The 24,603-nt window shown below is 62.1% G+C and carries 22 protein-coding genes and 1 pseudogene; 7 read left to right on the top strand and 16 right to left on the bottom strand.

Features of this window, described 5'->3' with window-relative positions; genetic code table 11:
• Window positions 1-113 precede the first annotated feature (113 nt).
• The 4 genes from I6E42_RS01400 (at window position 114) to I6E42_RS01385 (ending at window position 3,745) form a co-directional block, all read left to right on the top strand.
• Complete coding sequence (locus tag I6E42_RS01400; protein ID WP_235370067.1) at window positions 114-1,346, top strand: threonine/serine exporter family protein; 1,233 nt, start codon at window positions 114-116, stop codon at window positions 1,344-1,346.
• A 29-nt stretch (window positions 1,347-1,375) separates the two neighbouring features.
• Window positions 1,376-2,329 (top strand): GDSL-type esterase/lipase family protein, encoded by a 954-nt coding sequence (locus tag I6E42_RS01395; RefSeq protein ID WP_235370066.1) that lies wholly within the window; start codon window positions 1,376-1,378, stop codon window positions 2,327-2,329.
• Window positions 2,326-2,805 (top strand): DUF4358 domain-containing protein, encoded by a 480-nt coding sequence (locus I6E42_RS01390; RefSeq protein WP_235370065.1) that lies wholly within the window; start codon window positions 2,326-2,328, stop codon window positions 2,803-2,805. The genes I6E42_RS01395 and I6E42_RS01390 overlap by 4 nt, the downstream gene beginning before the upstream one ends.
• A gap of 142 nt (window positions 2,806-2,947) precedes the next feature.
• Window positions 2,948-3,745, top strand: coding sequence for a cell wall hydrolase (locus I6E42_RS01385; protein WP_235370064.1), 798 nt, complete (start codon window positions 2,948-2,950; stop codon window positions 3,743-3,745).
• A gap of 81 nt (window positions 3,746-3,826) precedes the next feature.
• Here I6E42_RS01385 and I6E42_RS01380 read toward each other — a convergent pair whose 3' ends face one another.
• The 6 genes from I6E42_RS01380 to I6E42_RS01355 form a co-directional block, all read right to left on the bottom strand.
• On the bottom strand, window positions 3,827-4,642 hold the full coding sequence (locus I6E42_RS01380) for a glutamate racemase (RefSeq protein ID WP_235370063.1): 816 nt from the start codon (window positions 4,640-4,642) through the stop codon (window positions 3,827-3,829).
• 178 nt (window positions 4,643-4,820) lie between these two features.
• Window positions 4,821-5,648, bottom strand: coding sequence for a two-component system regulatory protein YycI (locus tag I6E42_RS01375; protein WP_235370062.1), 828 nt, complete (start codon window positions 5,646-5,648; stop codon window positions 4,821-4,823).
• A gap of 4 nt (window positions 5,649-5,652) precedes the next feature.
• On the bottom strand, window positions 5,653-6,963 hold the full coding sequence (locus tag I6E42_RS01370) for a hypothetical protein (RefSeq protein ID WP_235370061.1): 1,311 nt from the start codon (window positions 6,961-6,963) through the stop codon (window positions 5,653-5,655).
• Entirely contained in the window at window positions 6,956-8,719 is a 1,764-nt protein-coding gene (locus tag I6E42_RS01365; protein ID WP_328284068.1) for an ATP-binding protein, read from the bottom strand. The genes I6E42_RS01370 and I6E42_RS01365 overlap by 8 nt, the downstream gene beginning before the upstream one ends.
• 292 nt (window positions 8,720-9,011) lie before the next feature.
• On the bottom strand, window positions 9,012-9,719 hold the full coding sequence (locus tag I6E42_RS01360) for a response regulator (protein WP_235370060.1): 708 nt from the start codon (window positions 9,717-9,719) through the stop codon (window positions 9,012-9,014).
• A gap of 33 nt (window positions 9,720-9,752) precedes the next feature.
• Window positions 9,753-10,295, bottom strand: a complete 543-nt coding sequence (locus tag I6E42_RS01355) for an NUDIX domain-containing protein (protein ID WP_235370059.1) — start codon at window positions 10,293-10,295, stop codon at window positions 9,753-9,755.
• Window positions 10,296-10,508: 213 nt separating this feature from the next.
• Here I6E42_RS01355 and I6E42_RS01350 point away from each other — a divergent pair, with 213 nt between their 5' ends.
• The 3 genes from I6E42_RS01350 to I6E42_RS01340 are packed head-to-tail and all read left to right on the top strand — an operon-like array spanning window position 10,509 to window position 12,895.
• Window positions 10,509-10,994 (top strand): GNAT family N-acetyltransferase, encoded by a 486-nt coding sequence (locus I6E42_RS01350; protein WP_235370058.1) that lies wholly within the window; start codon window positions 10,509-10,511, stop codon window positions 10,992-10,994.
• A gap of 9 nt (window positions 10,995-11,003) precedes the next feature.
• Window positions 11,004-11,525 carry a hypothetical protein gene (locus I6E42_RS01345; protein WP_235370057.1) on the top strand — a complete coding sequence of 174 codons (522 nt, stop codon included), beginning with the start codon at window positions 11,004-11,006 and terminating at the stop codon, window positions 11,523-11,525.
• Between the two features lie 59 nt (window positions 11,526-11,584).
• On the top strand, window positions 11,585-12,895 hold the full coding sequence (locus I6E42_RS01340; protein ID WP_235370056.1) for an amidohydrolase: 1,311 nt from the start codon (window positions 11,585-11,587) through the stop codon (window positions 12,893-12,895).
• A 71-nt stretch (window positions 12,896-12,966) separates the two neighbouring features.
• On the opposite strand, the gene I6E42_RS01335 is transcribed toward I6E42_RS01340, so the two are convergent.
• The 10 genes and pseudogenes from I6E42_RS01335 to yabQ form a co-directional block, all read right to left on the bottom strand.
• Window positions 12,967-14,142 (bottom strand): M20 metallopeptidase family protein, encoded by a 1,176-nt coding sequence (locus tag I6E42_RS01335; RefSeq protein WP_235370055.1) that lies wholly within the window; start codon window positions 14,140-14,142, stop codon window positions 12,967-12,969.
• Window positions 14,139-15,332, bottom strand: coding sequence for a M20 metallopeptidase family protein (locus tag I6E42_RS01330; protein WP_235370054.1), 1,194 nt, complete (start codon window positions 15,330-15,332; stop codon window positions 14,139-14,141). The genes I6E42_RS01335 and I6E42_RS01330 overlap by 4 nt, the downstream gene beginning before the upstream one ends.
• 136 nt (window positions 15,333-15,468) lie before the next feature.
• Complete coding sequence (locus tag I6E42_RS01325) at window positions 15,469-17,016, bottom strand: AbgT family transporter (protein ID WP_235370053.1); 1,548 nt, start codon at window positions 17,014-17,016, stop codon at window positions 15,469-15,471.
• A 480-nt stretch (window positions 17,017-17,496) separates the two neighbouring features.
• A complete protein-coding gene (locus I6E42_RS01320; protein ID WP_235370052.1) occupies window positions 17,497-19,569 on the bottom strand; it encodes an elongation factor G in 2,073 nt (690 codons plus the stop codon).
• A gap of 471 nt (window positions 19,570-20,040) precedes the next feature.
• Window positions 20,041-21,033 (bottom strand): biotin--[acetyl-CoA-carboxylase] ligase, encoded by a 993-nt coding sequence (locus I6E42_RS01315; RefSeq protein WP_235370051.1) that lies wholly within the window; start codon window positions 21,031-21,033, stop codon window positions 20,041-20,043.
• A 149-nt stretch (window positions 21,034-21,182) separates the two neighbouring features.
• A complete protein-coding gene (gene hpf / locus I6E42_RS01310) occupies window positions 21,183-21,734 on the bottom strand; it encodes a ribosome hibernation-promoting factor, HPF/YfiA family (protein ID WP_235370050.1) in 552 nt (183 codons plus the stop codon).
• 125 nt (window positions 21,735-21,859) lie between these two features.
• Window positions 21,860-23,023, bottom strand: a complete 1,164-nt coding sequence (locus I6E42_RS01305; protein ID WP_235370047.1) for an amidohydrolase — start codon at window positions 23,021-23,023, stop codon at window positions 21,860-21,862.
• Window positions 23,024-23,229: 206 nt separating this feature from the next.
• Window positions 23,230-23,694, bottom strand: a complete 465-nt coding sequence (locus tag I6E42_RS01300) for a S1 RNA-binding domain-containing protein (protein ID WP_235370043.1) — start codon at window positions 23,692-23,694, stop codon at window positions 23,230-23,232.
• 78 nt (window positions 23,695-23,772) lie between these two features.
• The gene (locus I6E42_RS01295) at window positions 23,773-24,048 is read right to left on the bottom strand and encodes an FtsB family cell division protein (protein WP_235370041.1); all 276 of its coding nucleotides are present in this window, start codon (window positions 24,046-24,048) and stop codon (window positions 23,773-23,775) included.
• A 235-nt stretch (window positions 24,049-24,283) separates the two neighbouring features.
• Window positions 24,284-24,541, bottom strand: a pseudogene (yabQ, locus tag I6E42_RS12885) (spore cortex biosynthesis protein YabQ); the annotation flags it as partial.
• Window positions 24,542-24,603: the final 62 nt, after the last annotated feature.

Here is a 24,603-nt window from a genome sequence, read left to right as displayed (position 1 = left end):
CTTTTGCCGGCCGACATGCAGGCCGCTATGCATATTTGGCCGCTTCCGCAATTTTCCGCTCTTGCTTTTTCCAAAAAACATGGTATTCTTTGTTGGGAAGGAGCGCTGATTCGATGGATCACGACAAATTGCTGAATCTGGGCGCCGAGTTGGGACGCCGGCTGATGACCAGCGGCGCGGAGATCTATCGGGTGGAGGAGTCGGTGGACCGCCTGCTCTCCGCCTATGGGGCCACGGCCCAGGTCTTCGCCATTCCCACCTGTCTCATCGTCAGCGTCAACACGCCGGAGGGACACCCCGTCACACGGATGTGCCGCATCCCCGCCCACGGGACGGACATTGAGCTACTGGAGCGGTGCAACGCCCTGTGCCGGAGACTGTGCCGGGAGCCCCTCCCCCTGGAGGAGGCCCAGGTCCTGGTGGAACGGCTGGAGCCGGAGTGCCGCCAATTTTCTCCCTGGGTCCTGCTGCTGGGCTATGCCGCGGCAGCGTCCTTTTTCTCCCTCTTTTTCGGCGGAAGCGCCCGCGACTGGCTGGCAGCCGCCCTGTGCGGCGCCGCGGTGGGCGCCTGTCTCCTGTTCGGGCAGCCCTTCACCGGCTCCAACGTCTTTTTCCGCACGCTGATCTGCTCCGCCGTGGCCGCCGGGATGGCCCTGCTGTTGGTCCGTTCCGGTCTGGGGCAAAGCCAGGAGTGTATCACCATCGGCACCCTCATGGTACTGGTCCCCGGTATGGCGCTGACCAACGCCATGCGGGAGATCATGGCGGGAGACATCATCTCCGGCTTGACCCGGACCGCCGAGGTCCTGCTGGTGGCCACTGCCATCGCCCTGGGCACCGCCATCCCCCTGCTGTTCGGCGGCGCCCTCTCCGGCAGCACTATCGCCGCGCCCCAGTGCTTCACCGACTATTTGCTGCCCTGCCTGTGGGCCTTCTGCGCCTGCGTTGGCTTCGGCCTGGAATTCAACATCCAGGGCCGCGGCATCCTGATCTGCGGCTGCGGCGCCGCCCTGGGCTGGCTGGTCTATCTGCTGTCCACCCATTTTCTGGCGGGTGACATCCCCGCCGCCTTCCTGGCTGCCGCCTCCATCGGCCTCTACTCCGAGGTCATGGCCCGGGTCCGCCGCTGTCCCGTCACTGGGTATCTCCAGGTGGCCCTTCTGCCTCTGGTCCCCGGGGCCGGCATCTATCACGCCATGCAGTACTGCGTGTCCGGCGACACCCAATTATTCCTGTCTACCCTGCTTCATACCCTGGGCTTTGCAGCCGCCCTGTCTGTGGGGGCTATGCTCATCACCTCCCTGCTCCGCGCCCTGCTGCCCCGGTTCCATCTGGGAATCCATTGACCCTGTTTCGATTTTGGAGGTTCTCGTTCATGCTTTATCCCATCCATGGCCGCCGGACCGCGGCCATTCTTCTGTCCATTGCCCTCTCCCTGCCCCTGACCGCCTGTTCCGCAAACAGCACCCCGGACCAAACAGCCGTTTCTTCCGGGTCCTCCGCCAGTTCCTCCCCCTCCTCCGCCGTTTCCTCCCAGGCGGAATCTTCATCCCCTGTCCAGGAGCCGGACCAGAGCGCTGCCGGCGGCAGCGTCTCCTCCGAAGCACCCGCTCCCGACCTGCCCGCCTACGATTTCTCCCAACCCGCCCCGGAGCGGGAGGCGGTGGACAACAGCTACTTTGAAGACGCCGCCTTTATCGGGGACTCCCGCACCGACGGCTTCCTGATCTACAGCGGCATCGGCTGCGGCAAGAATCTGACCTCCAACGGCCTGTCCATCTTCAAGCTGGCCGAAAAGAAGGCCCTGACCATCAACGGGACCCAGTATACCCTACTGGAGGCCCTGGCCCTGGAACAGTACGGAAAGGTCTACCTGTCCCTGGGGGTCAACGAGCTGGGTTATTACGACGACGAGGGCTTCTACCGCAGCTACTGCGAGGCCATCGACGCCATCCGGGAGATCCAGCCCAACGCCGTCATTTACATCCAGGGGCTTATCCCCGTCAACGAAACCGTGATCGCCCAGACCGGAGGCCGGACCTACCTGACCAATGAACATCTCCGGGTGTACAACGACCTGATGCGTCAGGCCGCCCAGGAGAAGCAGGTGGTGTTCCTGGACCTCTACTCAGAATTTGTCAATGAGAACGGCGAGCTGCCCGCCGAAGCCAGCAAGGACGGCGTCCATCTGCGCAGCGACTGGTGCAAACAGTGGCTGGCCTACTTACAGACCCACACCGTGGACTATGACGCCCTGTATCCCGGCGGTGCCCCCGCCCCCCAGGAGCCTGCCCCCGAAATTTCTGAAATTGGAAGTGCATCATCATGAAGAAAAAAGTAGCTGCCGCCCTGCTGGCGCTGGCCTGTCTGGCCTCTCTGGCCGCCTGCGGGAAAGAGGAGAGTCCTGCCGCCTGGACTACCGCTGACGCCCAGTCCATTCTGGACAGCGGAGCCTTCTCCGAGGAACTGGAGGAACTGGACTGCGACATGGCCTGGATGCTGTACCGACTGGGAGACGCGGGACTGGACCGGAAGCAACTGACAGACGGTGCGATCCGCCGCTCCGCCGGAGCTACCTGTGAGGAGCTGGCGGTGCTGATTTTTGACAGCGAAGGGGCCGCGGAGACCGCGAAAAAGGCCCTGGAAGCCTACATCCAGTCCCAGATCGACTCCAACCGGGATTACCGCCCGGGAGAGGTCCCCAAGCTGGAGGGCAAATGGCTGGACCAGCGGGGAAACACCTTGCTCCTGGTGGTGGCCGACGACCTGAACGCCGCTCAAACCGCGGTGGACGGAAGCAAATAAACCGTCAAGGAGGCGCCGGGGCATTTGCTCCGGCGCTGTTTTTTGTGTCTGAATGGCTTCCTCCCCTTTCCAGGATTTACAGCTTGCACCAGAGCGGGAGGAAAGGTTACAATTTGGTTACAAAGCCAAGGAGGAACCTGCTATGAACCGACGATGGAAAGGGGCGGCAGCCGCCCTGCTCACTACGCTGACTCTGACCATGCCCGCTCTGGGAGCGGAGGTGGCGGTAAACGGGAACACGCTCCCCAGCCAGCAGGCCTGGGTGGAGGAGGGCACCAGCTATATCACCCTCCGGGCTTTCGCCGCCTGCACCCCCTATGAACTGTCCTGGGACGGCCGGTATGCCCGGCTGACCAGCCAGGGCCTGGACCTCTCAGCCCGGCCGGGTGAACTGTACATCACAGTTAATGGCCGCGCCCTCTATGTGGAGGGCGGCGTTCGGGCGGTGGAGGGGAAGACAGTACTCCCCCTCCGGGTCCTTGCCCGTGCCACCGGAGCCCGCCTGAGTTGGGACGGGGCATCGGCCACCGCCCTGTTGGCCACGGAAGGCGCCGCGCCCGCCTCCGCCTCTTATCATGAGGAGGACCTGTACTGGCTGTCCCGGGTGATCTCAGCGGAGAGCCGGGGGGAGCCGCTGCTGGGCCAGATCGCCGTGGGCAACGTGGTGCTCAACCGGGTAAGCAGCAAGGAGTTCCCCAACACCATCAAGGCCGTGGTCTTCGACACCAAACACGGCGTGCAGTTTGAGCCCACCTCCAACGGCACCATCTACGATACGCCCACAGAATCCGCGGTTCTGGCCGCCAAGCTGTGTCTGGAGGGCGCGGAGGTGGTGGGGGACTGCCTGTACTTCTATGCTCCGGCCCTGTCCGCCGGCCGGTGGATCGTCAACAACCGTACTTATTACACCACCATCGGCTGCCACAAGTTTTACCGCTGAACCTTTTTCTGCCATAACAGCGAGGGGCCGCCCCATGGGGCGGCCCCTTTGTACAAGGAAAACCGAACGTATCCGGCGGCGTCACAGCTTCATAGGCGGGTAAAACTCCACCGACTCCACCCGCTCCAGGCCCACCTGCCGGGCCCGGAGGGTATATTCCTCCACGCTGCCGGTGGTATGGATCTTCAGGGTCCCCCCGCCGCCTTCCCGCTTCAGCCCCCGCTTCTCCAGATCCCGCGCCAGAGCGCGGGCCATCTCCTCCGCCGGGTCGATGAGAAGCAGGCCGGGGTACAGCTTTCTGATACTGTCCTCGACCAGGGGGTAGTGGGTGCAGCCCAGAACACAGCACTGGATCCGGTCCTCCAGCACCATGTGGTCCAGTTCCTGGCGCAGGTTGTCCTCCACTTCGGCCATGCCGCCGGGATTTCCCAGGTTATGCTCTACCAGACGGGCCAGGTCTGGGCAGCCGCAGCTCAGGACCACCATTTTTTTGGGGCTCTGGGCCAGGATGCGCCGGGGATAGCACCGGGCGTTGTGGGTGAACACGGTGGAAATGACTCCCACCTTCTCCACATCCAGTCTGGCCACCGCGTCCGCCCCGGCCTGGACCGCGTTGAAGGTGGGGCAGGATACCGCGTCCTGACAGCGGTCAATGACACAGGAGATGGTGTTGCAGGCCACCAGGAGGGCCTTGACCCCCCGGGACTCCATAAACTCAAACATATACCGGGCCATGGCGATGATAGTCCCCTCCGCGTGGTTGCCGTAGGGGATATGGGCCCCGTCTCCGAAGTAGAGCAGATCCTCCCCGGGGAGCAGCTTTTGGACCTGGCGGGCCACGCTGAATCCGCCGATCCCGGAGTCCAGCACTCCGACCGGGCTGTTTTGGTCAAACACAGGCGTCACATTCCTTTTGCCAGCGGTAAAACCGCTTATGGGCATCCCGTCCCCGGCAGATTCCCCGCAGACAAGCGCCCCAATCTTTTAACTGTTTGACTATACCACAGACTGCCCCTCAGGTAAAGACGAAATTGGCGGGGAGGCTGCACGGCGCAGCCTCCCCGCCAATTCCATATCAACTCACCCGGACCAGCGCGCCGGTCACCAGATCCAACTGGTAGAAGCCGGTATCGGTGCCGATCCTCCACACAGGCGTCAGCGTCATGGGGCCGGACAGGGAGGTCCCGGCGGCATACCCCTGGGTAATGCTGTCCACCCGGCTGCACACATCGCCCAGGCTGTTCAGCCCGTTGAGAAATTCCACCAGGGCGGTGGCCACGGTGACGGTGGTCCGGCTCTGGTCCTGGACCGGTGTGCCCACCAGCCGCCGTCCGGAAACCATCCCGGTCACGCAGCTGCCATCCGTCTCCAGGGTCACCTGCTGGGTAAAAACAGGCTGCCCCTCCCAGAGCTGGCAGAAGGTCAACCGTTCGCCCCCCGCGCCTGTTTCCGCTTCCGAAAGCTCCCCTTCAAAGTCCATCTTGGACAGAAGCGCCTGGCAAGTCTGCTCCAACTGGTCCCCCAACGGGAACATGTCCTGGGAAAACTGGGCGGAGAAAGCGCCGTCGCTGTGGAACTGGATGGAGCCCAGCGCATTGAAATACCGGTAGACGCCGGCTCCACGGTCCTGGACCGTGACTTCTTCCCCCAGCAGCTGGGCAGCCAGCACGCTCTCCCGCTCCAGGTCCCGCTCCACATTCTTGGGCTCCAGCGTCATTTTTTCCGGAACTTGGTCTTTCTTCACCTGGATGCCCTTATTCTCCAGAAACTGAATGGCTTCCAGCCTGGCCTGACTCTGCTGGGCACGGTCCTGCCCCTCCAGCCGGATCACGAAAATCAGCAGAAACAGATTGGTCAGGGCCAGAATCAGCAGGACGATGTTTTTCAGCTTTGGCGTCTCCATCTCCTCACCCCACCTCCGACGTACCGGCGGCAGCCCATGCGGCCGTCACAGTGTCGCTTCCGGTGTCCCGGTAGACCAGAAGAAGTTCCTCACCCTCCAGGCCCATGGCCTCCAGCGCGGCGGCGGCCTGCCGGACGGGAAGGACCGCTGACCGCTCGCCGCTGTCCGTATAGCTGCGGAAACAGAGCTCGAACTGGTCGATCCGTCCGTTTCTCACCAGGAACCGGGCGGCGCAGCCGCTCTCCAGCTGCACCACCGATCCATCCAGGCTATAACCGAAACAGACCTCCAGTCCCTCCCCGGTCTCCTGGGCGGAGATCAGGTACAGTCTGGCCTGACCGCTCCGGGCCCCCAGCGTGACAGCGGCTAACTGCCGGCAGGCCTCCACCGACTCCACAAGGTTGGGGCTCTCCCCCCGGGCCGGGATCTGAAAACGCCCGCTGTTCTCTCCGGCCCGGTATCTGGCGATCCCGCGCTCAGACAGGCGGATGTCATCGTTATCGCAGCGGGCCACCTGCTCGTCACCGGATGCGTAAAAACTGCTCACATCCAGCGAAAAGCCCAGGTCGCTCATCACACTCTCCAGTGACGTGCGGCCGCCGGATACGGGATTGTCCACCCCATAGATCAGCGGATTTCCAGGTTCCGGAGACACCAGGGTGTCCGGAGCCAGGCAGCGGTAAGTCTCCGACTCAAAGGCGTAGGCCGCTCCGTTGTCCCCCACAGCGGCCAGAGCCTCCACCAAGTGGCTCTCGCTGGCCACTTCGGACAGGCAGCGGTAGTAGAGCCCGTCCTCCTCATTCCGGTAGTAGAGGGTCACTTCCCCTTGCCATACCGTCAGCGTGATCCGGCGCACCACGGCCTCCATCCGGCTGTCTTCTCCGGAAAGCCAGTTCACCAGCACCGGCATAGGCAGTTTTCCCTGGAAATCGAAGGACACCCCGGGGGCGGTCAATTGGGCCTGCTCCCACTGCGCCCGGGTGACCCGCTCCGGCTCCCCGGCGCTGGACAGGGCCTCCACCAGCAGGCCGGCCACCTGCTGAAACAAAGCGTCGGCGGCCTCCGCGTCATATTGGACCCCGTACCGGATGCCGCCGGCGCTCCCCGCCAGATTGGCGGTCATCCGCAGGGGCCGTGCCGCGTCGGCCCGGGTGCCGCTTTCTTCCTGTACCAGTCCCACAGGATGGTCCTGGCTTCCGTGGACATGGAACAGCCGGCTCCGGGCTAACAGCCAGAGTGCGGAGCACAGCAGCAAAACGATGAGCACATCCTTGCCCAGCTCCACCACCCGCGTCTTTCTGTCCTGCTTATCCATGGCTGGGTCCTCCGATTCTCAGTTCCAGACGGACAGCCAGACCGGGCCCTTCCTTATCCTGGAGGGTCAGCAGGCCCTGGTGCCGGTCCACGATCTCCTTGGCGATGGAAAGGCCCAGGCCGGTGCCGCCGGACTGGCGGGAGCGGGCTTTGTCCACCCGGTAGAACCGCTCAAAGATGCGGGGGCGGTCCTCCTCCGGGATCCCGATGCCATCGTCATCCACCACCATCCAGACCCGTTCCTCCCGGCAGCCCGCCCGGATGGCGATATGGCCCCCGTCGGGCGTGTATTTGATCGAATTGGACACAACGTTCATCATGACCTGAACCACCCGCTCCCGGTCAGCCACGATCTCAGGCAGCCCATCCTCCATCTCCAGGGTCAGGGTGTGGCCGTGGCGCTGGGCCTCCATATACACCGCGTTATACAGGTCCTGGACCACAGCGGAGAAGGAAAACCGGGTCAGCTTCAGGTCATCCCGCCCGGAATCAAACCGGGACAGGGTCAGCAGGTCCTGGACGATATGGGTCATCCGGTCGCTCTCGTTGAGGATGACGCCCAGGAATTTCTTTTCCATGGCCGGGGGAAGTTCCCCGGCGTTTTCATTCAGGGTCTCGGCATAGGAGCGGATGTTGGTCAGAGGGGTGCGCAGTTCGTGGGAGACATTGGCCACAAACTCCCGCTGCATCTCCTGATTTTTCCGCTGTTCCGTGATGTCGTGGATGAGCACCAGGGCGCCGCCTCCCTCCCGGCCCCGGTCAAAGGGGGCCATCAGCAGCTGGAGGAAGTTGTCCCGCACCTGGCGCTCTCCCTCCAGATGGTCTGGGGCGGCCAGCACCTGGTCCAGGGGCGCCACGTCGCCAAACAGCTCCCCGTAGGTGGTGTCCGGTCCGATGGGCTGGCGGAGCATCTGGGCGGCAGCGGGATTGGAGTGGATCACCTGTCCCTTGCGGGAAAAGGCCACCACGCCGTCGGTCATATGGAGAAACAGGGTGTCCAGCTTATTGCGCTCGTTCTCCACCTGGCGCAGGGTGTCCTGGAGCTGCCCGGCCATGTCGTTGAACGTATCGGTGAGCACGCCGATCTCATCCCGGGAGGCCACCTCGATTTTATGGGGAAAATCCCCCTTGGCCACCCGCATGGCCCCCTCGGTCAGCCGCTGGATGGGGGTGACCATGGTCTTGGACAGCAGGAAGGACAGCAGGATGGAGATGATCAGGCCAAAAGCCAGTGCCTCGATGATCAGCAGAAACATCTGGTTGGTAAGGCTGTTGGCCGTGGTCTTGTTATCCAGAATGTAGATGATATAGGAGTCGCCTCCCCGCTGGACGGGGATGGCCACATCCATGTAGTCCACCGCCAGGTTGCTCTGGTCCCCCACCTCTCCGGTGCTCAGGGCGTGGCTCAGGTTGGGGGTGTACTCCAGGTTTTCGCGCTCCCCGTCGGGCCGGACCAGACACACTCCGTTGCCGTCCAGGATATACAGCTTGCGGTTGCGGCCGTCCACGCCCAGCTCACCGGCATAGGCCTGGAGGACGTCGGCCATCATCTCCGCTCCGCTCTCCTCCTCTTCCTCCCCCTCCGTGGTCAGGTCGTGGAGCAGGCTCCGGTCCTGGAACACTTCGGACACCTGGGTGTAGAAATCCTCCAGGTAGAAGGCAGTCACGGAATTGACCAGAAACGCCCCCACCACCGTCATCAGAGACAGGATCAGCAGGACCATGATCATGACCAGCTTCATATGTACGCTTCTCACAGACTCACCACCTGTTCAGAGTTGAGGAATTGGGAGGGGAACAGGAACCGGGTCAGGCAAGACAGCAGACCTGGTTCAGTTGTTTTTTGTCATAAATAACGGCGCACAGGCGGCCGTCGCGGTCCAGATGCCGGCCCGCCGTTGCTTTGGGCAGCCGGGCCGAGGCTTCCGGAGCTTATGCGCCGTATGCCCGGAGGTTACCCAAAAACGTCCTCATTGCAAGATACCCTTCTACACAGAATTTCAGTAGGGCAAGGGCAGAAGCCTTGCCCTACTGATCGATTGCCAAACGCTATCCGCCGAATAAGTACCCCATGCCCCGCTTGGTGACGATAAACTTCGGAGAGGCGGGATCGTCCTCGATCTTCTCCCGCAGCCGCCGGACAGCCACGTCCACTGCCCGGACATCGCCCACATAGCCCTCATAATTCCAAACGTGCTCCATCAGCGCCTCCCGGGAGAACACCTTCCCCGGCTGGGAGGCCAGAAAACAGATCAGGTCATACTCCCGCTGGGTCAGGTCCAGGGGACGGCCGTCCTTGAAAATGGTGGCCTTTTCCCGGTCAATGGTCACCCGGCCCAGCCGGACCAGGTCGCCCTTGGGTTCTTCCGCAGCCGGAGCTGCCGGAGCCATGGACATCCGGCGGATGTTGGCCTTTACCCGGGCCAGCAATTCCCGCATGGAAAAGGGTTTGGTGATGTAATCGTCGGCGCCCAGTTCCAGGCCCAGCACCTTGTCCGTCTCCTCCTCCCGGGCAGTCAGCATGATGATGGGGATGGAGGACCCGGCCTCCCGGACCTTCCGGCACACTTCAAAGCCGTCCATTCCCGGCAGCATCAGGTCCAGCAGGATCAGGTCCGGGTTGTTTTCAAGGGCCAGCTGCAGCCCGGTGGGGCCGTCATAGGCCTCCAGGGTGTCATAGCCCTCCCGGCCCAGGTTAAAGGACAGAATGTCCACAATATTCTGCTCGTCTTCCACGATCAGGATGGTCTTTCCCACGCGACCGCCTCCTTCTCTGTCTTGTTTTTCACGTTACAGCCCCAGCAGCGTCTTTACCTTCAGGGTGGTGGCCACCGTCTTGGCGTCGGTGATGGTGCCGTCCATCACCTGCTTCACCAGCTCGTTAAAGGGCATGGTGACCACGTCCAGAAATTCGTCCTCGTCGGGGTGCTGGGCGGACCGGGTCAGCCCCTTGGCCAGATACATGTGCAGCGCCTCGTCACAGAAGCCGGGGGAGGCCAGGATATAGCCCAGATAGGTCCAGTCGGAGGCCTCCAGGCCCGTCTCCTCACTCAGCTCCCGCTGCGCCCCCAGCAGGCGGTCCTCATCCGCTCCGTGGTCCAGCTTGCCCGCGGGCAGCTCCAGCAGCAGCCGCTGGATGGGGTAGCGGAACTGCCGCACCAGAGTCACGTTATTGTTCTCATCCAAAGCCAGTACCGCCACCCCGCCGGGATGGTACACCACTTCCCGGGAGGCCAGGCTGCCGTTGGGCAGCTCCGCCTGGTCCAGGGTCACCCGGACGATCTTGCCTTCAAAAATAGTCTTGCTCTCCACCATGCGTTCTGTCAGATCCACTTGGCTCACTCCTTATTCCCGCGTATGCTCCGTGCACGCATAAACCGCGCTGCGTTTGATGCAGCAGATATGATAGTAAAGTATACCACAAGGCGCCCATCCGGTAAAGCGGCAAGGTTCCCTCCGTAAAAATTTCCTTTTTTACTGTACGAACCGGGGGAAAAAGAGTATAATGTGTAACCAGAATGATCGTTCCAAGGGAGTGTGACCAATATGATCCGAATTGCCCAGCCCTCCGACTGGCAGGACATCATGGACATTTACGCCAACGCCCGCCGTTTTATGCGGGAAGCCGGCAACCCCACCCAGTGGGGAGACACCTTTCCCCCGGAGGACCTGGTCCGCGAGGACATCCGCCTGGGCCGGAGCTATGTCTGCGAGACAGATGGCCGGGTCCAGGGCGTCTTTGCCATGCTCCCGGGGGAGGACCCCACCTACCGCTTCATTCTGGGGTCCTGGCTCAACGACAAGCCCTACTGCGCCGTCCACCGGGTGGCCAGCCGGGGCGAGGTGAATGGGATCGCCTCCCAGGTGTTGGCCTGGGCCATGGAACAGTGCGGCAACATCCGGATCGACACCCACGACGACAACCTGCCCATGCAGCGGGTGCTGGAGAAAAACGGGTTTACCAAATGCGGCCGCATCTGGATCGAGGACGGCACCCCCCGGATCGCCTACCAAAAGACCGCGGAGGACTGAGGAAGGCCTATGTCATTGAAAGAGACCCTGGGCCTCCGGTCCCACCGGGAGGACCCCAAAATGTTCTGGTTTGAGATGACGCTGCTGCTCCTGGTTCTGGGGGTTGCGGCAGCCCTGCTGGCCCTGCTCCATCTCCAGGGGACCGCAGGCATGGCGGTCCGGGTGGTCCGGGGTGCCGCCCTCAGCGGCGCTTTCGTCTGCGCGCTGCTCACCGAGGCGGTGGGCCACCGGAAAAAGGACGCCGTCTCCATCCGCCAGATCCAGATGGAAAACCTGCTGCTGCTCCTTTCCATGGTGCTGGCTCTGCTTCAGGAGCTGCTGCTCCTGTTCCCCGGCACCCGGTACACCGGACCCATGGCAGTCATGGGGGCCGCCCTTTACTTCATGGCCCGCATCGCTTTGCCCCGGTCCGAGGCCAAGGAGCGGTTCACCACCCGGGAGATCCTGCTGATCATGGGCTGCGGATTGCTGGCCTTCGGCCTGCTGGTCCCTTTCCTGGACATGGCCATGGAGATTATCTCCGCCCTGTGACCGTTATTTCAGTACATATTGTACTTTTTAAAATTTATATTACAAGGAGTTGACCCTTTATGGACCATATGGAAGAAAAGATCCTGTCTATCATCGACGCCCACGCGGATGAGCTTCAGGCTCTGGCAGACGACATTTTCCACCACGCGGAGCAGGGATACCACGAGTACCGCACCGCCCAGCTGGTGGCCGACTACCTGAAAAAGCTGGGGCTGAAGACCCGGGAGGGTCTGGCCATCACCGGCGTGAAGGCGGCCATCGGCAAAGGAACCGGTCCCAACGTGGCGCTCATCGGCGAGCTGGACGCCGTCTCCTGTCCCACCCACCCCGACGCCAGCGACAAGGGCTACGCCCACGCCTGCGGCCACTACGCCCAGATCACCTGCATGCTGGGCGCGGCGCTGGCCCTCAGCGACCCGGAGGTGGCCGCCAGCCTGGACGGCACCGCCACCATCTTTGCCGTCCCTGCCGAGGAGTTCCAGGACGCCTCGGTCCGTGAGGAGGTCCGCCGCACCCACGACGTCCACTGCGCCGGCGGCAAGTGTGAGCTCCTCCGCCGGGGGGAATTTGACGACGTGGATCTGGCCGTCACCACCCACTCTCTCATGGTGGGCCGGGAGGAGGGCATCGACCTGATGCTGGGTAACAGCGCCTGCACCGGCTTCATCGGAAAGACCGTCTACATGCACGGCCGGGCCGCCCATGCCGCCGCCGCCCCCCATCTGGGGGCCAACGCCCTCAACGCCGCCTGTCTGGGCATGTCTGCCCTGGGCATGGTCCGGGAGACCTTTGAGGAGAAGGACTGCGTCCGGGTCCACCCCTATATCCGCAAGGGCGGCGAGGCCATCAACGTGGTGCCCAGCGAGGTCATTGTGGACATGATGGTCCGGGCCAACACCCAGGAGGCCATTGAGAAGGTCAGCGCCAAGGTAGACAACTGCTTCAAGGGCGCCGCTATGGCCATCGGCTGCCAGGCGGAGATCGTGGACTGCCAGGGCTATATGCCCTGCCCGGAGCGGCTGCCCGAGGACATCCTGTGGGACACCGCTAAGCTGCTGGGTGACCAGGTGAAGGTGGCCTCCATCCCCGCCGGGCGGTGCAACACCGCCAGCACCGACGTGGGCGACCTGTTCGCCGTCATGCCCGTGCTGAACTTCACCTTCGGCGGCTCCACCGGCGACCTCCACTCCAAGGACTACAAGGTGTCCGACCCCAACGCCGCCCACATCCTCCCCGCCAAGATGATGGCCCTGCTGGCCTACCGCCTGCTGAAAAATGGCGCCGCTGAGGCTAGGAAGATCGTGGACGGCTACCAGGCCCCCTACACCATGGAGCAGTACAAGGACTACGTGAAGAAAATGAGCGACTGAATTTCAGTGTGATAACAAAATTCCCCCGCCGTATTACATACGGCGGGGGAATTTTACGTTCAACTGAACGGTTAAGAATTTTTCTCCAGATAATCCACGGCGAACTGGACATAGATGCCAGTGCCGTGGCAGAGGATGGACTCGTCCACATCAAAGTCCGGGTGGTGGTGGTTGCAGGCGGGACCCTTGGCAGGATCGTGGAAGCCGATGTAGCCGTACACCCCGGGTATGTGCTCCATATAGACGCTGAAATCCTCGGCGCCGGTCATCTTGGGCAGAGGCCGCAGGCAGCCCTCCCCCAGTTCCTTCTTGGCCGCGTCCTGGGCCAGATCCACCAGCTCCTGGTGGTCGTTGATGAGGGGGCTGGGGCCGAAGTAGTAGTCACACTCGGCGGTACAGCCATAGCCCCGGACCACGTTCTCCACCACTTCCCGGATGCGCTGGGGCATGCTGTTCCGGAAGGCCCGGTCAAAGGCCCGGACGGTGCCCACCAGCTCCACGTGGTCGCAGAGGATGTTCTCCTTGGTCCCGCCGTTCATCATGCCCACTGTCACCACTAGGCTGTCCAGGGGGTTGTTCTGGCGGCTGGGGATGGACTGGAGGGCCATCACCGCCGCGGCGGCGGCCAGAATGGCGTCATGGCCCTGGTGAGGGGCGCTGCCGTGGGCAGCTTTGCCCCGGACCTGAATGATAAAGCGGTCGCTGCATGCCATGCGGGGGCCGCTCTCAAAGTTGGCGGTGCCGATCTCCACGGAGGACCAGACGTGCATGCCGAAGATGGCGTCCACCCCTTCCAGGGCCCCCCGCTTCACATATTCCTCGGACTTGCGGCCGATCTCCTCCGCCATTTGGAAAATGAGCTTGACAGTGCCCTTCAGCTCCTCCCGGTGGGCCTGGAGGACGCGGGCGGCCCCCAGCAGCATGGCGGTGTGGCAGTCGTGGCCGCAGGCGTGCATGACCCCGGGATTCTGGCTGCAGTAGGATTTGCCCGGATTCTCCTGGATGGGCAGGGCGTCGATGTCCGCCCGGAGCATCACGGTCTTGCCGGGCTGGCCGCCCTGGATGGTACCCACGCAGCCGGTGATGCCCTCAAAGGTCTGGACGGCAATTCCCATCTCCTCCAACTGAGAGACGATAAAGCGGGTGGTCTCCACCTCGTGCTCCCCCACCTCGGGGTGGGCGTGGAGCCAATGGCGGGTCTCAATGACGTACTGCTCCTGCTCCTTTGCCAACTGTTGGATGTTCATTTGCCCTCACCTCCCGCGGTCTGCTCCAGATAGTCGGCGGCAAACTGGGCATACTGGGCCGCTCCCATATGGAGAATGTTCTCATTGATCTTGAATTTTTCGTTGTGGACGGGGTGGACACAGCCCGTCTCCTCCTCGTAGCAGCCCAGGAAGGCGAACAGGGAGGCGGGGATATGGTCCATCAGGTAGGAGAAGTCCTCGCTACCGGTGGCCACAGGGGTGGCGCACAGCACGTCGCTGCCGTACAGCTCCCGGGCGGCGCCCCGAGCGATGTCGTTCAGGGCGATATCGTCATTGCGAACCGGGGGCTCCAGATACTTGTACTCCATCTCAGCGGTGCAGCCCATGGCCTCGGCGGTGGTATTGACGATGCGGCGCATGGTCTCCTCCACCATTCCCCGCGCCTCGGGGGTGTGGGCACGGACGGTGCCCTCCATCACGGCGGTGTCGGTGATGATATTGAACTGGGTGCCCGCCTTGATGGTGCCCACGGACACCACCAGGGAGTTCAGGGGGCTGTTCACCCGGCTGACAATGGTCTGGAGGTTGCAGATGATGGCGCTGGCCGCCACAATGGCGTCCCGGCCCTGGTGGGGGGTACTGCCATGGGCGGAGACGCCGTGGACCGTGATCTTAAAGTTGTCGCAGCTGGCCATCAGAGGGCCGTCCTGGACACAGATCTTACCGCTGGGCACGGTGGGCCAGACGTGCATACCCATGGCCGCATCCACATCGGACAGGTAACCCTTGTCCCAGTAGTAGCGGCTGCCGATAAAGACCTCCTCGGCGGCCTGGAACAGCAGCTTGACAGTGCCCTTCAGTTCTTCCCGCCGCTCCCACAGCAGCCGGGCGGCGCCCAGCAGCATGGAGGCGTGGCAGTCGTGGCCGCAGGCGTGCATCACACCGGGGTGGAGGCTCTCAAACTCCACGCCGCTGTTCTCCTGGATGGGCAGGGCGTCGATGTCCGCCCGGAGCATCACAGTCTTGCCGGGCTGGCCGCCCCGGATGGTAGCAATACAGCCGGTGTAGTCCTCAAAGGACTGGACCGGGATCCCCAGCTTTGTCAGCTGGTCCACCAGGTAGGCCGTAGTCTCATGCTCCTGAAAAGACAGCTCGGCGTGCTGGTGGAGGTAATGGCGGTCGGCGATGATCGTATCGCTGAGTTCCGCCGCGCGGGTGGCAAAATTCATAAGTAGGTTCCTCTCTTTATCCTAATTTTCACCTGTTGATCAGAGAACCGGCGCTAGAAACAGCGGCCCGAATCTGAACAGATCCGGGCCGCATGGATGGTTACAGTATAACGGCCGTCGTTGGCGCGCTTTTCAATTAGCCGAGGTAGATACCGCCGCCGGGGCCCAGAGGCAGGTTCAGACCCACCCAGATGATAACCTGGATGATCCAGACGATGGCGAAGGTGACGGAGAAGGGGATCATGTTGGCGATAACGCTGCCCAGACCGGCCTTCTTGTCATACTTGCGGGCATAGCCCAGGATGACGGGCATGTAAGTGAACAGGGGGGACAGGGGGTTGGTGATGGAGTCGCCGATGCGGTACACCACCTGAGTGATGGCGGGATCATAGCCCATCAGCATCATCATGGGGACGAAGACAGGCGCCAGAATAGCCCACTTGGCGGAAGCGGAGCCGATGAACAGGTTGACGAAGCAGGCCACCACAATCAGGCCCACCATCAGAGGCACGCCAGTGAAGCCGATGGCCTTCAGGCCGTTGGCGCCGCTGATGGCCAGGATGGTGCCCAGCTTGGACACGGAGAAGAAGTTGGTGAAGATGGAGATGAAGAAGCACATGAAGACATAGTTGCCCATGTCGGCGAAGCCCTGGCTGATGTCAGTCCAGACGTCCTTGTCGTTCTTGTACTTGCCGATGGCAACGCCGTAGGCGATGCCGGGGACCATCAGGGCCAGGGTGACGGTGAACACGATGCCCTTGGTGAAGGGGGCGGCGCCGCTGGTGATGGAGCCGTTCTCATCGCCCAGAATGGGATTGCCGAAAACGGGCAGGGACAGCAGCAGGATGACGGCGATGTAAATCACGAAGGCGATGCCGGCGACGCCCAGAGCCTTCTTCTGCTCGGGAGTCACGTTGGCAGCGTTCTCATCAAAGTCGTATCTGGCCAGCTCCTCCTTGGTGATGGGGAAGCGGTGGACCATGACCTTCTCAGTGAGGATGGTGCCGGCAATGGTCAGCACCACGCAGGAGACGATGAGGAAGTACCAGTTGATGGCGATGGAAGCGGAGTAGTTGGGATCGATCATCTTGGCGGCAGCCTCAGTGAAGCCGTAAGCCAGAGCGTCGGACAGGCCCAGCAGGATGTTGGCGCAGAAGCCGGCGGCCACAGAGGCAAAGGCCACATACAGGCCCAGCATGGGGCTGCGGCCGATGGACATGTACAGAATGGCGGCCAGAGGAGGCAGAATGATGAAGCCAGCGTCACCGGCGATGTTCAGGTTGATGCCCAGGAAGATGACCACCATGGTGACCACCCAGCCCTTGGCACCGCCCAGGAACCGCTCCATCAGGCAGACCAGGAAGCCGCTCTTCTCGGCCACGGAGGAGCCGATGACGGCCACCAGCACCATGCCCAGAGGAGCAAAGCCGGAGAAGTTGGTAATGACGTTGGTCCACAGGTACTGGATGCCGAACACGGAGAACAGGTTGACAGCAGCCACCGTCTCACCGTTGGCGGGATTGACAGCCTGCACGCCCAGGGCACTGCACAGCCAGGAAATCAGCACCACGATGACAGCCAGGCCAAGGAACAGGGTGATGGGATCAGGCAGCTTGTTGCCCACCCGCTCGATGGCGTCAAGGATTCGGTCTAGCAATCCTTTTTTGGTTTTCTCTTCAGACATATACTTGCTCCTTTCCTTTTCCGGACCTGCTGGTCCGGCAGAACGGCACTCCCGGTCCCTGGTCTCTCCATGACCGGGGTTGAGACCAAAACAGGCGCCCTTCTCCAGGCCCTGGGGACGCGTCTCAACACCGCGTCCTTTTCTCTCTTTCTCTTGCGCGAAAAACTGTTCCGCCCATAGGGCCGAACGGAAGGGGCGCACCCCTTCCAGACTCCTTCGCTCGGTAATGAAATGATTATACTGGATTCCGTGCTTTCTGGCAATAGTCTCGACAAAATTTTTTCATAATTTGTTCACAAATTGCATTTCTCCCATGGACAATCTTCCACGGTGTCTCCATTTCCCCTCTTCCGTTTTCCGTCCCTCTACCCTCGCATGCCTCTCCACTCCTTTGTCTTCCCTTCCCGTATCCGGATCCCGCACACGAGGACTGCCCCAATCAAAAAGGTCCGCCCAGACGGGCGGACCTTGGATGCTTACTTATTCCTCTGCCAGGGCCTTGGCGGCGGCGATCGCCTTCTCCTGGGCCATGGGGGGGCAGTCCTCGTAGCGGACAAAGTGGAAGGTGTAGGAACCGCGGGACTGGGTCATGGCCCGCAGGTCGATGGCATAGGAGGTCATCTCGGCCATGGGGACCTCCGCCTCGATGACCTGCTCGCCGTCACCGGTGGGGTTCATGCCCATGACGCGGCCGCGGCGCTTATTCAGATCGCCGATGACGTCGCCCATGTAGCTGTCAGGCACGGTGACCTTCAGCTCGCCCACAGGCTCCAGCAGGACGGGATTGGCCTCGGGCATGGCGGCCTTGTAGGCCAGCTGGGCGGCAGTCTTGAAGGCGATTTCGGAAGAGTCCACGGGGTGGTAAGATCCATCATACAGCACGGCCTTCAGGTTGACCACCGGATAGCCGGCCAGAGGACCGTGGATGCAGGCTTCGCGCAGGCCCTTTTCCACGGCGGGGAAGAAGTTCTTGGGCACGGAGCCGCCGAAGACCTCCTCGGCGAAGACCATCTCCTCCTGCTCCAGATTGGGCTCGAAGCGGATCCACACGTCGCCGAACTGGCCGGAACCGCCGGTCTGCTTCTTATGGCGGCCCTGCTTCTGGACGGTCTTGCGGATCTTCTCACGGTAAGGCACACGGGGAGCCTTCAGCTCGGCTTCCACGTTGAAGCGGCTCTTCAGCTTGCTGACCAGCACGTCCACCTGGATGTCGCCGGCGGCGTACAGGACCATCTGGTGGGTCTCGGCGTTGTTGACCACGCTGAAGGAGGGATCCTCCTCATTCAGGCGGTACAGGCCCTGGGCCACCTTGTCCTCCTGGCCCCGGGTCTTGGGGGCGATGGCCACGGAGTAGCAGGGCTCGGCGAAGGGAATCTGCTTCAGGGAGACCACCTTACGGGGATCGCACAGGGTGTCGCCGGTCTTGACCTTGTCCATCTTGCCGATGGCGCCGATGTCGCCGCAGCCCAGCTCGTCCACTTCCTCCGCCTTCTTGCCGCGCATCACATACAGGCGGCCCAGCTTCTCATTCTCGCCGGTGCGGGCGTTGACCAGGGTCATATTGGGCGTGACCACGCCGGACAGGACCTTGATAAAGGAGTACTTGCCGTACTGGTCGGAGACGGTCTTGAACACGAAAGCGGTGGGCACGCCGCCGGGAGAGACCACGAACTCCTCGGTCTCGCCGTCCTGGCGGGTGGCCTTGTGGTAGTTACCCTCCATGGGGGTGGGCAGCAGCTCCACGATATAGTCCATCAGCATCAGGGAGCCCATGGTGTTGACGGCGGAGCCGCACAGCACGGGGAACAGGGACAGCTCCCGGACACCCTGGCGCAGGCCCTGGATCATCTCGGCATAGGTGAAGTCCTCGCCGGAGAAGAACTTGTCCATGAACTCCTCGCTGGTCTCGGCCACAGACTCCTTCAGGGCGTCATACAGCTCCAGCAGAACGCCCTGCTTGTTCTCGGGGACCTCGATCTCCTCACGCTTGCCGTTCTTCATCTCATAGGCGCGCTTGTTCAGCACGTCGATGATACCGATGACCTTCTTGTTGTCATCCCAGATGGGGACCACCACGGGGGCGATCTTGTTGCCGTACTTGGCGCGCAGGGCGTCGAAGGTAGCGTTATAGTCGGAGTTGTCCTCGTCGGTCTTGGAGATGTAGATAAAGCGGGGCATATTCCGCTCCTCACAGTACTTCCAGGCCTTCTCCAGACCCACGGAGATACCGTCCTTGGCGGAACAGACGATAATGGCGGCGTCGGCGGCCCGAAGGGCCTCCATCACCTCGCCGGAGAAGTCAAAGCCGCCCGGGGTGTCCAGCACGTTGATCTTACAGCCCTTGAACTCCAGGGGAGCCACGGACAGGGAGATGGAAATCTGGCGCTTGACCTCCTCGGGATCGTAGTCACAGGCGGTGTTTCCGTCCACAGCCTTGCCCATGCGGTCGATGGCACCGGTCATATACAACAGACTCTCCGCCAGGGCGGTCTTTCCGTTCCCACCATGCCCCAGCAGGCAGACGTTGCGGATGTTTTGTACAGAATATCTCATGTCTTGTTTCCACTCCTTATGTTTCGCATATTGCTCCGTCAGGGGGCCGGGACCCAGAGACGTTACACACTATTGGTTATTATACATTAAAAAACCCGGTCTGACAACTGTTTTTTTGTCGCAACATCGAGCATGTTTCCAGCCGCCGCCCCGCTTTCTCCACATTTTTTCGTGAAAAGTGACGAAACCTCTGAAAACCCTCTCAAATCCGCCAGAAAAGTGCGGCAGTCTGAAACGGCTCCCCAAAGTCAAATCAAATATCAGAGGCGGAAATTGCGGAAGCAGCCCAACGGACCGGTTGTCCGAAACGGGCAGGCGGCAGCGTACCAGCCTCTGTTTTTGCGGGATACAGCCGCGTTTCCATCTTGGACGCTTTTTGGGCGCAACAAAATGCCCCGCTTGTCAGGCCGCATATATACCGTCTGACAAACGGGGGCAGTTCAGTTTTTCTTTGCGGCTCTTTTTGATCGTCTACACATAGCCGTACATCCCCCGGACCGACACCTCTCCGGCGGACAGCGCTTTTCTTGTCCCGTCGGCCAGCTCCACCACCAGCCGGAAGTCATCGTCGATGGCCAGGGCCCGGGCCTCCTGGCGGGAGGCGGGGGTGATCAGCTGGACCTGGTTGCCCGGGGTCAGACAGTCGGCCCGGTACTTGTCCAAATACTCCTGCTTCCCCTGGGGGAAGACGGCATACATCCTATCCAGGGCTTTGATGACCTCCGCCGCCAGCAGGGAACGGCGCACAGGACGTCCCAGTTCCTGGGCCAGGGAGGTGGCCATGGGGCGCACATCCTCGGAGAAGTCCTCGGGCCGGTGGTTGACATTGATGCCGATGCCGGGGACCAGATACTCCAGGGCGTTGCTCTCGCTCTCCAGTCCCAATTCCGTCAGGATTCCGCACAGCTTTTTGCCGTTCAGCACGATGTCGTTGGTCCACTTGATCCGGGGACGGACGCCGCAGGCGGCCTCGATGCCGTCGCACACCGCCACCGCCACCCAGGCGGTAAAATCAGTCACCGCCGCCGGCTCCAGCCTGGGCCGCAGCAGAGCGGACAGGTACAGGCCGCAGCCCCTGGGTGACTGGAAGGAACGGCCCAGCCGTCCACGGCCTCCGGTCTGCTCCTCGGCAATGACCACCAGGCCCTCGGGGGTCCCGGCCATGGCCCGGCGCTTGCACTCGGTGTTGGTGGAGTCGATGGTGTCCAGACAGGCCAGACTGCCGCCTACCAGGCAGCCCGCCAGCGGTCCGGCCAGTTCCCCCTCCCGCACCCGGTCGGGGGCGGACTCCAGGCGGTAACCCCGGTTGGGGGCGGAGGAGATCTCATATCCCTCCTGCCGCAATGCCTCGATGGCCTTCCATACTCCAGCCCGGCTGATGCCCAGGGCCCGGCTCATGGCCTCCCCGGACAGGTACTCCGTGGGGCGCTCCAGCAGCAGGGACAATACGTTTTCACGGCTCATGCTCTTTTCCTCCGGTCCATGTGTGGTCTGCCCCCATTATACGAGGAAAGGGAAAAATCGTCAACCGGAATTCCTTTCAGTTAACCATTCCCGGTTATAAAATCCGGGGAGCGGCTTGCGCCGCTCCCCGGGTTTCAGATCCTATAAAATTACTGCTCGTCCTCAATGAGGCCATAGTCCCCGTCGTAACGGCGGTAGACCACGGCGAAGGCGCCGTCGGCCTCCTCATCCTTGAAGGCGAAGAAGCTGTGGCCCAGCAGGTTCATCTGCAAAATGGCCTCGTCCCGGGTCATGGGCTTGATGGGGAAGGTCTTGCTGCGGACGATGTGGTACTCGCCCTCCTCCGGCTCATCGGGAGCAAAGGAGGCAAACTCACTGGCATCCAGAACCCGCTCGAAGGCGCCCTGGCGCAGACGCTTCTCCAGGCGGGTCTTGTTCTTGCGGATCTGCCGCTCCAGGGTGGTGACGGCGGCATCGATGGACGCGTGCATATCAGAGGTGCTCTCGGACACCCGGAAGATGGTGCCGCTGGACCGGATGGTGATCTCCACCTTGTTCAGCCGCTCCTTCTCCAGGCTGAAGGTGATTGCAGCGGTGGCATCCTCCTTAAAGAAACGGTCCAGCTTCCCTACCTTTTTCTCCGCATAGGCATGAATGGAGTTGGGCAGGTTCACCTTTTTGTCCGTAAACACGAATTTCATATTATCCGCTCCTTTCGCCCCGAAGGGCTGGTATACGGGAGGGGGAGGGTTCCCCCTCCGTTATCTTATTATACCATATCCACAGAAAAAAGCCAGAGCTGTTTGTGAATTTTTTCTAAATTCTGTCAGAAGCGGGAAACCCGCTCTCCGCCAATGAATACCTCCCGCACACGGCTGAGGAGGTTGATGGGGTGTCCGCTGGTAATGACGATGTCCGCGTCCTTCCCGGGGGCCAGGGAACCCACCCGGTCATCGATACCGGCGATCCGGGCGGGATTGATGGTGATGGCGGCCAGGGCGGCCTCCGGCGTCATGCCGCCCTTCACCGCCAGGGCGGCGCACAGGGGCAGGTATTGAATGGGGACCTCCGGGTGGTCGGTGCAGATAGCCACCTTCACCCCCCGCATCGTCAGCACGGCGGGGCTTTCAATGGTCATGTTGGCCAGTTCCGGCTTGGACCGGTCCCCAAGACTGGGGCCGGTAATGACGGGCACGCCCTCCTGCTCCAGCAGTTCGGGGATGAGGTGCGCCTCGGTGCCGTGGACGATGACGCATTTCAGGTGAAATTCCTTGGCGATTCGGACGCCGGTGGCGATGTCATCGGCCCGGTGGGCGTGGATATGGACGGGCAGCTCTCCCCGGACCACGGGCAACAGTGCCTCCAGCTTGGCGTCATAATCGGGCTTGTCCTCCTCCTCATCCTCCGCCGCCCGCTCCAGCTTCTCTCCGTACTCCAGGGCCTTGTACAGGTTTTCCCGGATAATAGCCGCGGTGGCCATCCGGGTCACCGGGGTCTCATGGCGCTCGTTATAGACCCACTTGGGATTTTCCCCCAGGGCCAGCTTCATGGCCACGGGGGCCTTGACCACCATGGCGTCCACCCAGCGGCCACTGGTCTTGATGGCGGCAAACTGGCCGCTGATGGGGTTGGCGGAGCCGGGGCCGGTCAGCACCGTGGTCACCCCGGCGGCCCGGGCCTCTGAGAAACAGCGGTCCAGGGGATTGATGGCGTCGATGGCCCGGAGATGGGGGGTACAGGGGTCAGTGGACTCGTTCCCGTCATCCCCTTCAAAGCCCAGGGCGTCTCCGAACATGCCCAGATGGCTGTGGGCGTCGATATAGCCGGGGAGAATGTGGCCCTCCTGGGCGTCCACCCGCTCCCCCTCCCAGTGCGCCGGGCACTCCTCCATGGGACCTGTCCCGGTGATCTTGTCCCCGGACACGGCCACATAGCCGTTGGGAATGGTCAGGCCCTCCATCGTATGGACGGTCCCGTTTACGATCAGCATGTCTCTTTCCTCCAATTTTCTGTGTTCGACGGTCTTCGTCAAAGCTTCCCATTGCTCCTTGGGGAAAAATATGGTATTCTATTCCGGCAGCTCGACCAATATGCTTGTTCGCGCGGAGGCTTCCGCGCCTGGGGCGCTCCCTTGGGGGGCGCTTTTTTTGCGCAAAAGGGCCGCTGCCTGCTGCGGCAGCGGCCCTGGCTGGACTTTTACCGGCGTCCGCCGCCGCCGCGGCGGTTCCCGCCCTTCTTCTCGATATAGCGCAGCTCAGACAGCTTGCTGTCAGAGGACTGCATAAATTGCTTCAACCGGTCCTCGAAGTCAGTGGGTTCCTTAGGGGCCTGACGGACAAAGCCTACGGGCCGGGGACCGCCCTGATGGGGCCGGCCGCCGTTGGGACGCTGGCCGCCGTTTGCCGGACGGGGCGCCCGCTGGGGGGGCGGAGTGACCTGCTTGATGGACAGGTTGATCCGGTTGGCCTGGTCGATGCCGATAACCTTCACCTTGACCTCCTGCCCCTCGTGCAGATGGTCCGACACCTCATTCACATAGGAATAAGCGATCTCCGAAATATGGACCAGCCCGGATCTGCCATCCGGCAGCGCCACAAAAGCGCCGAATTTTGTGATTCCCGTTACCTTTCCGTCCAAAATGGACCCAACACCAAACTCCATAAGCGACCGAAATATCCTCCTTGTTATTATCCCCCTGCCCGGCGCGCACACATCGCGTCCGAACAAAAGTGTCTCTCTTTAGTCGGCCACATCGTAGAACAAAAGCTCGTTCTGCTTCACATAGCCTTTTTCCCGGGCCACCCGCTCCAGCATCTCAGGGTCGTCGCTGTTTTCGATGGCGTCGGCCAGCTCCTGATTTTTCAGCCGCTGGTCCGCCACCTGCTGGGCCAGAAGGTCCCGCTGGCTCTGGGTGTTCTGGATCTGGCCCCGGAGATCCATGAGCGATGTGACCATATAGATCAACAGAGCCAAAACCACGATCTTGGTCAAAAATCCGGCTTGTTTGAACCGCATAGCTTCGCTCTCTCCCTTCACGGGCCACGCGCCGCTGATAGGCTCGCTCCATGCCCCCAGTTTTATGCTTTATTCTATACCATTTGCCGCCGAAAAGAAAGGTGTTTTTTCCAAGTTTTCTGATTTTTTTCAAAATCGCCCGCAAGAGCCGCAGCGGTACGGTCAAAATTCCCAAAAGAAGGGCGGTCAGGTCGGCCATCCGGTAGCCCAGCCACAGAAAAATATGGCTGAGCGTCCAGAAATAGGCAGCGCCGCCCACCACGCAGAACAGCGCGCCGTACAGCCGGATCTCGCCGCCCCAGGCTCTCTGGGACCAGAGAAACAGCGCCAGGGTGGCCACCGCCCAGAACAGCAGGTCCAGCGCGGAGCCCAGCACCGGTACCTTCACCCGCACCCGCAGGATCCGAAACAGGTCGTACAACACCCCCAGGGCCGCTCCCAACAGCAGGGCCTGACACAGCGCTCGGCCCTGCTGGGCCACATCGATGGTCATCCTCCCAGCAGGCGGCTGAGCAGCCCGCCCCGCTCCCGCCCCCTGGGCTCATAGATCAGGGC

It is taken from the genome of Pseudoflavonifractor phocaeensis (assembly GCF_021531815.1).
Classification (GTDB): Bacteria; Bacillota; Clostridia; order Oscillospirales; family Oscillospiraceae; genus Lawsonibacter; species Lawsonibacter phocaeensis_A.
The sequence above is the reverse complement of the archived record's forward strand: the minus strand, read 5'-3'. Positions and strand labels throughout refer to the sequence as shown.